General features: G+C 49.6%; 11 protein-coding genes and 1 pseudogene. 9 read left to right on the top strand and 3 right to left on the bottom strand.

What is annotated here, in order from left to right; genetic code table 11:
• A pseudogene (locus Q0614_RS05595) lies at positions 1-212 on the top strand (mannonate dehydratase); the annotation flags it as partial.
• A gap of 403 nt (positions 213-615) precedes the next feature.
• Positions 616-852 carry a hypothetical protein gene (locus tag Q0614_RS05600; protein WP_298787131.1) on the top strand — a complete coding sequence of 79 codons (237 nt, stop codon included), beginning with the start codon at positions 616-618 and terminating at the stop codon, positions 850-852.
• Positions 853-2,011: 1,159 nt separating this feature from the next.
• On the opposite strand, the gene Q0614_RS05605 is transcribed toward Q0614_RS05600, so the two are convergent.
• Positions 2,012-2,647: an alpha/beta hydrolase-fold protein gene (locus tag Q0614_RS05605; protein ID WP_298787132.1), complete on the bottom strand. Its 636-nt coding sequence runs from the start codon at positions 2,645-2,647 to the stop codon at positions 2,012-2,014.
• Between Q0614_RS05605 and Q0614_RS05610 the strand changes: the two genes are divergently transcribed.
• The 7 genes from Q0614_RS05610 (at position 2,637) to Q0614_RS05640 (ending at position 8,060) form a co-directional block, all read left to right on the top strand.
• Positions 2,637-2,783: a hypothetical protein gene (locus Q0614_RS05610; protein WP_298787133.1), complete on the top strand. Its 147-nt coding sequence runs from the start codon at positions 2,637-2,639 to the stop codon at positions 2,781-2,783. The two genes, Q0614_RS05605 and Q0614_RS05610, sit on opposite strands and share 11 nt — an antisense overlap.
• On the top strand, positions 2,784-2,975 hold the full coding sequence (locus Q0614_RS05615) for a hypothetical protein (protein ID WP_298787134.1): 192 nt from the start codon (positions 2,784-2,786) through the stop codon (positions 2,973-2,975).
• Between the two features lie 210 nt (positions 2,976-3,185).
• Entirely contained in the window at positions 3,186-5,138 is a 1,953-nt protein-coding gene (gene abc-f, locus Q0614_RS05620; protein WP_298787135.1) for a ribosomal protection-like ABC-F family protein, read from the top strand.
• Between the two features lie 5 nt (positions 5,139-5,143).
• Positions 5,144-6,352 (top strand): M48 family metallopeptidase, encoded by a 1,209-nt coding sequence (locus tag Q0614_RS05625; protein ID WP_298787136.1) that lies wholly within the window; start codon positions 5,144-5,146, stop codon positions 6,350-6,352.
• The gene (prmC, locus tag Q0614_RS05630; protein ID WP_298787137.1) at positions 6,339-7,139 is read left to right on the top strand and encodes a peptide chain release factor N(5)-glutamine methyltransferase; all 801 of its coding nucleotides are present in this window, start codon (positions 6,339-6,341) and stop codon (positions 7,137-7,139) included. Before Q0614_RS05625 ends, prmC begins: the two co-directional genes overlap by 14 nt.
• 7 nt (positions 7,140-7,146) lie before the next feature.
• Positions 7,147-7,812: a uracil-DNA glycosylase gene (locus Q0614_RS05635; RefSeq protein WP_298787139.1), complete on the top strand. Its 666-nt coding sequence runs from the start codon at positions 7,147-7,149 to the stop codon at positions 7,810-7,812.
• 104 nt (positions 7,813-7,916) lie between these two features.
• Complete coding sequence (locus tag Q0614_RS05640; protein WP_298787143.1) at positions 7,917-8,060, top strand: hypothetical protein; 144 nt, start codon at positions 7,917-7,919, stop codon at positions 8,058-8,060.
• A gap of 236 nt (positions 8,061-8,296) precedes the next feature.
• On the opposite strand, the gene Q0614_RS05645 is transcribed toward Q0614_RS05640, so the two are convergent.
• Positions 8,297-8,692: a YbgC/FadM family acyl-CoA thioesterase gene (locus tag Q0614_RS05645; protein ID WP_298787144.1), complete on the bottom strand. Its 396-nt coding sequence runs from the start codon at positions 8,690-8,692 to the stop codon at positions 8,297-8,299.
• Positions 8,682-9,206: a DUF4149 domain-containing protein gene (locus Q0614_RS05650; RefSeq protein WP_298787146.1), complete on the bottom strand. Its 525-nt coding sequence runs from the start codon at positions 9,204-9,206 to the stop codon at positions 8,682-8,684. Before Q0614_RS05650 ends, Q0614_RS05645 begins: the two co-directional genes overlap by 11 nt.
• Positions 9,207-9,578: the final 372 nt, after the last annotated feature.

The raw sequence follows: 9,578 nt of genomic DNA on the forward strand, positions 1-9,578 counted from the left end.
AAACGGACGTGCACTCGCGCCTGCTTTACGCTTCGGACTTTCCGGTGCCGTATTCTGCGATATACAACACCTACGATCTGCGCCTGTCGCAGCGTATCGCGCTGCATAAAGAGCCCAACCCTTTCGATCGCAACGCGCGCGGGCTGCTCGCGTATTTCGGCGAGGAGAGCGAGCTGTGGAGCAATTACAAAAAAATTCTGCCCTTTGCATAGACGGTGAAATTCGGTGAAATTTAAGAGGCGGGCGTGAATTTTATAAAATATTTTTTCTCGGAAATTTTTAGATTATTTAAGCTTCTCGTAAGCGCCACGCTTGTGCTAGCTGCGGGGTTTTTAATCTACAAACTATTCTTTTCGGAGCCGGTTTAGCGGAAAATTACGAGCAAAATCGCGTTCAAATTTTAGCCCTGCGCGATTTTGCGCGCGAGATAAGCCCGAAGGAGTTTCTTTTGACGTTCGTTTTGATGGCGACGAGGTCTCAAGTATGAGAGCCGTGAATAAAGACAAAAACCAAAGTGCGAGTTTTTAGACGAACGAGCGCGCTGTTTTAAAAATCATAGGCTGGGATTTTGGGACTTTTAATGAACTCAAAGCCAAAGCAAAAAGCGCAAATGCCGTGGGTGTAAGCATCTGGGAGGGCGAGGGTGAAACCGCTATTTATTACAAAGACGGGTTTGTGTCGAAATTTTACGAAATTTTCGAGGGTTCTGCGAGCGAGGTTGTGAAAAAAGACTACGAGATCGACTGTGGTGATAGATTTGCCGCAGACGGCGTGGTGATGGCGCGCGACGGAGGCGCTACTACGGGCTTTATATGCGTGGATAAGGACGGCTACGGCATCAAACGCAGATAAATTTTCAGCGGTTTTGCATAAAATTTTAGCGGGAATTTTTGCCGTTATTGTGAATACTTTGCGGTGCCTTTTTGTCGAGCCTATCATTTAACCGCTCGTTTCGTTTGCGACAAGGACATATTCTCACCGTTTGGCGCGTAGAAATACGGACATAAGCAGGGCAGGGTGCGTAAATTTACCCAATATTTACGACGCCAAAATTCAGAGCGTGCGGTTAGAATTTAGCGTGTTTGTGGCTTTTTTTGCGGAGCGGCACACGCCGCGTATGTGCGGCAAACGACGCAACGCGCGCAAAAATGGAGCGGCGAGGCGGCTCGGCGTAGTTGCGGAAAGCAGAGCGTATGCCGCTCGAAGCGCGGTAGAGAGCTAATAATGAAGCATGCTCTGCGAAATTTCACAGGACGAATTCCGCAAACGGCAATTCGCAAAATTCCGCATATTTCGCCGCCGTAAATTCAATGGGTGTTGGTCGAACGTACCCGCCCTATGCTTAAATTTTAAAATTTAAACCTAACGGCGTGTATCGTAGTATCAAAGCGTTCCTCGGCGTGGTGTAAATTTTGGAATCTCAGCGGTTTAATTTAGTTCGCAGGTACGCTAAATGAAATGGCGAGATCATCCGCGGCGGCGCGCTGCTGTTTAAATTTAGCTCATAGGCGCACTAAATACGCCGTAGATAGGTCGATCGGCTCGCCTTTTTTGGTTTAAATTTAGCTCATAGGCGCGCTAAATCCTAGCCGCGACATGATTTGCTTTAAATTTTACAACGACAGCTCGTTTTAAATTTTAAACCACTAGCGCAACCTACAAAAATTTAGCGTCGACCTGCCTGAAATCCGCATACATCGCGCCGCCTATGCTGCACCGGCGCCGCGTCGCATGATTTACGCTAAAACGATATCGCACTTATCGAAACTGCCAAAATACCAACGACGCGTTGTGTCATTCGCGCCGAATTGCGCTGCACCTTTCTTGTCGCATTACTTGCACTATAAAATTTCAACGTAGGTTTGTTTTAAATTTCATTGTATCGCACAAAAAAACCGTTGCGCGAGAAATTCTAGCGGCGGCTTGCTTTAAATTTACGCTTCTTGGCTAGTTTCTTTCAATCTCTCACCGCACTTTATTCTGTCGCTAAATTTTAAAATTTACCCGAATTTTAGGAGTTTACCAGCTTTAAAAGCGCCTTTGAAATTCTTGCGATCTCATCTTGCATATGCCCGCCCGGATTTTGCTCAAACTCCGCTTTTGCGCCCGCACCGCGGCATTTTGCGATGAAATTTCGCGCCGTCTCGCCGCAGAGTGCTCCGCGCGGATTTTTCGGGTTCATCTCGGCCTCGCCCAAGGACGCGTAGACGTGCGCCAGCCCCCTTTGCGGCGAGTGTGCGGCGACGAAGGCATCAAAACCGCTAAACCAAAACGATGCCGAGACACAGACGATCTTTTGAAATTTATCGCTCGCAAACGCCGCATACGCGCTAAAAAGCCCTGCCAGCGAGTATCCCGCGCATGCTCGCCACGAAGACTTTCCCGCGCCGAATACATGCTGCTCGATACGCGGGATCAGCTCGTCAGTAAATTTTTCTAAGTGCGCCGCGCCGCCACCTGCGAAATCGCGCACTCCCTTAAACGGCGATTTTGCCACCCACGGGCTGAGCTTATCGCCCCACTGCGCCTCGTTTAGATAGATCGCCGCAAGCACGAAATCCGCGCCGCTTTGTCGCGAGACGAGTTCGTAAATTTCGCCCACACTGGCCGCGCTAAACTCCAAGGCGTGCAGGTAGATGATCGGCACGGCATCCAAGCGGGGCGAGGAGGTTTGTGCGGACGCGGTGAGCGCTGTATTCTGCATCGATGACGCGGACGAAATCGAGTCGGTAGCCGCCGTAAATTCTGCTCTAGTATTTAACACAAGCGACGCGGCAGGTTGAATGGCTTGTATCTTAGGCGCGGCAAGAGAGGAACGCGAAACGGGCACGATGGGCGTAACGAGCGGTGTATTCGGTGCTGCAGACGCGGGAGGCTCAGGTGAAGTAGCTTGCGCGGACAGACCGAACGAAACGGCGGGTGGATCATCCTGCGCGAATATGGGATGCGTGCCAAGCTCGAATGAGACAATCTGAGCGGATGTAGAGGTGTCGGACAGGGTATCCGGCGTGGATCTGAGAGGTTGCGCACGCGTGGCTGACGCGAGAGGTGGCGCGTGCGGGGCGAAAATTTCTACGCGCAAGCCGTTAAATTCCAAACTTTGCATCGCTGAACCTTTAAAAGTTATTAAAATTTAATAGAATTTTGTGTAAAATCACCGAATTTAACACTAGAGGAACTTAAAATTGGCTTTGATCGAGCTTATCGATGTTACGAAAAAATTCGGCTCCCACGTCGTTTTAGACGGCGTAAATTTCGCACTGGACGCTAACGAGCGCGTCGCCGTGATCGGCAAAAACGGCGGCGGCAAGTCCACGCTGATGAAGATAATTGCAGGTCTGTGCGAGACCGACGAGGGGCGCGTGATCACTCAAAACGGGCTAAACATCCAGATGCTCGCTCAAACGCCGAAATTTGAAGACAATCTCTCGGTCAAAGACGCGCTGCGAAGGGAGCTAGCCGAAATTTACGCCGCCCTTAGCGAATACGACGCGATCTCGAGCGAAATCGCCGCACAGCCCGAAAACAAGGAGCTTTTGGCGCGCCAAGACGAACTGATTAAATTTATCGAGGCCAAGGACGGCTGGCAGATCGATAATAAGATCGAGCAGGTGCTGCAAAATTTCGGGCTTAAAATTTACGAAAACCGCTCCGTCTGCACGCTTAGCGGCGGCGAAATTCGTCGCGTGGCGCTGGGCGCGCTGGTGCTTAAAAAGCCCGACGTGCTGCTGCTGGACGAGCCCACGAACCACCTCGACGTCTATATGGTGAAATTTCTAGAGGATATGCTGCTTGCATCAAAGCAGACGATCGTTTTTATCAGCCACGATCGCTACTTCATCGACCGCTTGGCGACGCGCAGTATCGAGATCGAAGAGGGTAAAATTTCAAATTTCGATGGCGGATATGAGAACTATCTGAGGCGCAAGCAGGAGATGCTTGCTTCGCTCGAAAAGTCCCACGAGACGCTGCTTAAACAGCTGCGCGCCGAGGAGGAGTGGCTGCACCGCGGCGTAAAAGCGCGCCTAAAGCGTAACGAAGGGCGCAAGGCGCGCATCATGCAGATGAGGCAGGATGCGAAGAAAAACCCGGGCGCGATCCGTCGCGTGCGACTCGAGCTGGAGCGCGCGAGCAGGAGCTTTAACGGCACGGGCGGCGATAATCGCAAAAAGATGCTTTTTGAATGCACGAATATCGGTAAAATTTTAAACGGCAAAGTGCTTTTCAAGGGCTTTTCGGCGCGGGTTTTGCAGGGCGAGCGCATCGGCATCGTAGGCGCTAACGGCGCGGGCAAAAGCACTCTGCTTAAAATTCTACTTGGCCGCAGTAAGATCGATGCGGGCGAGATCAAACGCGGCGAGATCAGGATCGGCTACTTCGATCAGACCCGCAGCGGCATTACGGACGATAAAAGTATAATCGAAATTTTCTGTCCAAACGGCGGCGATCATATCAACGTCCGCGGCAGCTACATGCACGTCTATGGGTATTTGAAAAATTTCTTGTTTCCGAAGGAGTTTTTAGATAAGCCCGTGGGCGTGCTTAGCGGCGGCGAAAAGAACCGCCTGGCGCTTGCCAAGCTCTTTACCGAGCAATACGATTGCCTGATCTTGGACGAGCCGACGAACGATCTTGACATCGCGACGATCAATATTTTGGAGGATTATCTGCTAAGCTTCGAAGGTGCGGTAATCATCGTAAGCCACGATCGCTATTTCATCGATAAGATCACGAATAAGCTTTGGGTTTTTGAAAAAAACGGCACGATCGATCAAATTCAAATGCCCTATTCGCAGTATTTGGAGTTTGAAGACGAGATGGCGGAGATTGATCAGATCGAGGCCGACGCTGGCGCGAGCGCGAGCACAGACGAGAGCGGCCGCGAAAACAAAAAGGAAAAAACGAGCGCCGCGAAACTTAGCTACAAACAGAATAAAATTTTAGAGGAGTATCCCGCTAAGATCGAGGCTATCGAGGCGCGCATAAAAGAACTAAATCACGCGCTTTCGACGCCTGAAATTTATCAAAAGCTCGGTATGCAGGGGCTTTTTGAAGAACTTGAAGAAAAAAGAGGAACATTAAACAGTATGGAAAATGAATATTACGAAGTGCTTTCGCTCGCCGAGAGCCTAAAGTAGGCGCGATGGTTTGGTTTTTGATCTTTTTATACGCGCTTTACACGATTTATAAAATTTCGCTCGATCTGCTCGAGCTAAGCTTCATCCGCGCCAAGCTAAAAGAGCCTGCGGTGGTGCTTAGCGAGGAGGATTATCGCAAGGCGGGCGAGGTCGGCGCGGTAAATTTAAAATTTAATATATTTTCGCACTGCTTTTCTTTCGCAGTGGCGCTTATTTGGATACTTGCGGGCGCTAGCGCGTTACAGCGCGCGATATATGATCTAGCGGGCGACGGGATTTTTGCGCAGAGCTGCTTCGTAACGGCGTTTTTAATCATCGGCGGCGCGGCGGCGTTTCCGCTTGAAATTTACAAAACCTTCGTCAAAGACAGACGCCTAGGCTTTTCCACGATAACGCCCGCCATTTTCGTAAAAGACGCGCTAAAATCGCTTGCGCTCACGCTGGTTTTTGGCTTTGCGGTAGCCTCTGCGCTCGTTTTTTGCGTAAATAGCCTGGGCGCGCACTGGTGGGTCTGGGGTTTTCTGCTAAGCTTCGGTATAGTTTTACTGATAAATTTGATCTATCCGACCGTTATCGCGCCGCTGTTTAATAAGATGCAGCCGCTAGAGCAGGGCGAGCTAAAAGAGCGCATAGAGGGGCTTTTGCAACGCTGCGGCTTTAAAAGTAGCGGCGTTTTTACGATCGACGCGAGCAAACGCGACAAGCGCCTAAATGCCTATTTCGGCGGCTTCGGCGCGACAAAAAAGGTCGTGCTTTTCGACACGCTCATAGAGAAGCTGAGCGAGGATGAAATTTTAGCCGTTTTAGGGCACGAGCTCGGGCATTTCAAACACGGTGACATTTTGAAAGGCTTAGTGCTTAGCTTCGTGCTTTTGGGCGCGACGTTCGCGGTATTCGGAAACCTCCCCGCAGGCGTGTTCGGCGCGCTAGGACTTAACGCGGACGGCGGCGCGACGCTGGTTTTTATGATTTTGTTTGCGCCGATTTTGCATGCATTTTTTGAGCCTGTAATCTCCAAGCTTAGCCGCATGCACGAATTTAGCGCGGACCGGCATGGCGCGAGCATGCAGGATAAAAAGAGCATGATCGGCGCGCTAAAGAAACTAGGCAGCGAAAACAAGGCATTTCCGCTCGCTCATAAAATTTACGCCGCGGTGTATCATTCGCACCCGAGCCTGTATGAGCGCATAAGAGAGCTTGATGAGGATCGCTGAGGCGCTAAGATGGGGCTTGCAGCAGTGCGGCTCAAAATACGTCGCGCGCGAAATTTTAAAGCTTTGCGAGAGCATTAGCAGCGAAGAGCTCGTGCTAAAATGCTCGGAAGAGCTCGCGCACGAAGCGGAATTTCGCGCTAAGATCATTGAATTTAAAGATGGTCGTCCGCTTGAATACATCACGCAAAGCTGCGAGTTTATGGGCTTTAAATTTTACGTCGATGAGCGGGTGCTGATACCGCGCTGCGAGACCGAAATTTTGGTAAAAAAAGCTCTTGCTTTGGCGCAGAGCTTGGGCGAGCCGCGCATTTGCGAGATCGGCACGGGCAGCGGTATAATCGCTATCTGCTTAAAAAAGCTACTTCCTTCTTGCCGCATCACGGCTAGCGACATCAGCGCGGATGCGCTTGAGGTAGCGCGCGCAAACGCCGCAAATTTGGGCGCGGACGTCGAGTTTGTGCACTGCGCCTACGCAGATGAGATCGCGGGCGAGTTTGATCTCATCGTCTCAAATCCGCCCTACATCGCAAACTCCTACGCATTGGACGCGCGCGTGCTGCAGGAGCCGAAACAGGCGCTGTTTGGCGGCGAGCGGGGAGATGAAATTTTAAAACGCATCGTGCTGATCGCCGCGCAGCGCGCAAAATTTCTAGCCTGCGAGATGGGCTACGATCAAAAGCAGAGTTTGTCGGCGTTTTTGCGCGAGCAGGGCTTTAGGGCGGAATTTTACAAAGATTTGGCGCAGTTTGATCGCGGATTCGTCGCGCGAAATTTAAACAGATCGTAGGCGCGCCGTGCAAAGCTCGCAACTGCGCAGGCTGCTTTATTACAAAGCGTTCGGCTACCGCTACGTAAGCGCTGAAATTTTAAGCGGCGGCGCGCGATTTTTTAAGGCGCTGGACGCGCTGCAATCCGCTACCGCCGAGTGCAATCTTTGCGAGCTTGCCAAAACGCGTACGAAAGGCGGCGAGCAAAATTTTAAAAATTTCAAAACTATCAAAAATTTTAAAAATTCTAAAACTCCCGCGAACGTAAAACTTATGATCGTAGCTCTTGCGCCGGGCGCTAACGAGGGTTTTGGCGGCGGTTTGGAGGCTGAAGTAGCAGCGGCGCTAGATCAAATTTGCGCGCCGGAAGAAATTTATTTTAGCTTTTTGATAAGGTGCGCAGTGCCGCAGAATAGGCGCATAAGCTCGGAAATAATTTTAAAATGCGCGCCCTATCTGACCGACGAGATCAAAATTTTAAAACCCAAAGTCGTGCTCTGCCTAGGGGAGCTCTGCTGTAAAATCGTGCTGCGAAACGGCGATCTAGCGGGCATGGACGTGCTGCACGGCTCGGTTTTTAACGAGGGCGGCATTAGCTTCGTGCCGAGTTTCGATCCCGCATTCATCGCGCAAAATCCGAGCAAAGCGGAGCTTTTCAAAGAGGATCTGCAAAAGATAAAAGAGCTGCTGTGAGGCACATTTGGCGCTTTCTTTGCGTGCTATTTTGATTTTGTGCGCAGCTTTTTGCACACGCATTGTGATTTTTGTTACGGTGGGCGAGCGCGGACGGGGCGAATTTGATCTGCTTAAATTTTACGGGCGAGCGGGATTTTAGCGGAGTAAAACACAGACTCGATCTGCGCGGGTTTAAATTTAAGAGCGATAAAAATTTCATAAAGCGGCGGAGTAGGGTAAAATTTAACGCCATTGCAAAATTTTGATATTTCAAATTTTGTTTTCTATCTGGCTATCTTGGGGCGCGTGAGGGGTTTGCGTCGCGATGTAGCATCAAAATTTAAACCTTAACGCCGAGCGAAATTCTATGTCGTAAATTTTATCTCGCCTGCAAATTTTATTTTGCCTAAGAGCTCTGTATATCCTTAAATTTTACGCCGAAGGTCGGCCTGCGCTATGTTTGCACCGCACGACTAGGTAAATTTGAACTCGTGAGATAAATTTATCTCAAAGATTTGAAAAATTCTAAAATTTCGGCGCTAAATTTGATCGGCCTGCCGTCTTTTACGAAGGCGATTTTTACGTCCTGTGCGTATAAAAGCTCGCTAAAATCGACGTTTTTAATATCTTTGATCTTGTAAATTTCTTGTCGCAAAAGGGCGCTGGCGTTTTTGAGCGCGGCTAGGCTCGTGCGAATTTCAAGCGTATCGCCGAGGCGTGCGGGGCGGAGAAATTTAGCGCAAAGCTCGCTAACTACGAAGTGTGCGTCCGCGTGCGCGAAGTCCACCCCTGCTTGCATAAGCGCCTCGCTGCGCGCCCGCTCGCAAAATTTTATATAGTTGGCGTGATACACGATGCCCTGCGCGTCGGTATCTTCGTAGTAAATTTTAATCTGCATCGGCTGTGCTTTGCTCCGGTGCTGCCTTTTTTGTGGCGAGGGCGGGGAGGATTTTTGCGAAAAACAGCACCGTTTGAAACACGATGATGAGTTTCATGCACCATTCGCTAGCCGCGTGGATTTGGGCAAATTCCGGCGTCATCGTCGCTTCTGCACCGATCTTCTGGGCATTTATGACGTAGTCGGTAAAGTAAAGCACGAAAAGTAGGGCAAGTATGATATTTAAGAGCGTCAGCATCAAGGTCGAAAGGCGCAAGCGAAAGGATTGCGATTTGTTGTTGTTGAAATTTATCATCTCAAAAACGAGGCAGATGATCGAGACTGCGATGAGGATACCGCCGTATTTTACGAAGATCTCGCTCATTAGCTTGCCGCTTTGAAAGTGCGATAGCACGCCCTCCCCGATAATCTGCTGCGGGAAAAATACCACGGGCGCGACGAGTGCGCCGAGCGAGAGCTCGATGCCGATAAGGGCTGCGATGATGAAGATATAGATAGAAAAAATTGCGCGCATAAAGATCCTTTTAAATTTTGATAAATTTTAAATCGGACGTGATTATAGCGAAATCTTATAATCGTGCGCTTAAGTGTTTTGCAAGTGAGTTTTTGGGCGAATGGGTGCAAGGGGTCGTGATATTACGGCATATCGCGGTATGATTAAATTTTTAAATCTTTGGATACGGTCGTTTGCGAAATTTATAAAATTTTTACGGAGGCTGGAGATGAAATTTGTGTCAGGCGCGTTAAGCATAAAATTTCATTATAAAATTTAAAATTTTCCAAATCGTTTTTTAAAATTTCTCTTAATTATTCAGCCCCCTTTAAGCATCGCTCTTGTATAATCACAATTCTGTTTCGCACCGAGCCGAACCTGCTTTCTTAACTC

Source organism: uncultured Campylobacter sp. (genome assembly GCF_937997595.1).
Lineage (GTDB): Bacteria > Campylobacterota > Campylobacteria > Campylobacterales > Campylobacteraceae > Campylobacter_B.

Bases quoted from the DNA above. Each gene is read 5' to 3' on its own strand.
- Q0614_RS05610 (WP_298787133.1), top strand. From the start codon at position 2,637: ATGATCGGCACGGCATCCAAGCGGGGCGAGGAGGTTTGTGCGGACGCG.
- Q0614_RS05615 (WP_298787134.1), top strand. From the start codon at position 2,784: ATGGCTTGTATCTTAGGCGCGGCAAGAGAGGAACGCGAAACGGGCACG.
- Q0614_RS05625 (WP_298787136.1), top strand. From the start codon at position 5,144: ATGGTTTGGTTTTTGATCTTTTTATACGCGCTTTACACGATTTATAAA.
- prmC (WP_298787137.1), top strand. From the start codon at position 6,339: ATGAGGATCGCTGAGGCGCTAAGATGGGGCTTGCAGCAGTGCGGCTCA.
- Q0614_RS05645 (WP_298787144.1), bottom strand. From the start codon at position 8,692: ATGCAGATTAAAATTTACTACGAAGATACCGACGCGCAGGGCATCGTG.
- Q0614_RS05650 (WP_298787146.1), bottom strand. From the start codon at position 9,206: ATGCGCGCAATTTTTTCTATCTATATCTTCATCATCGCAGCCCTTATC.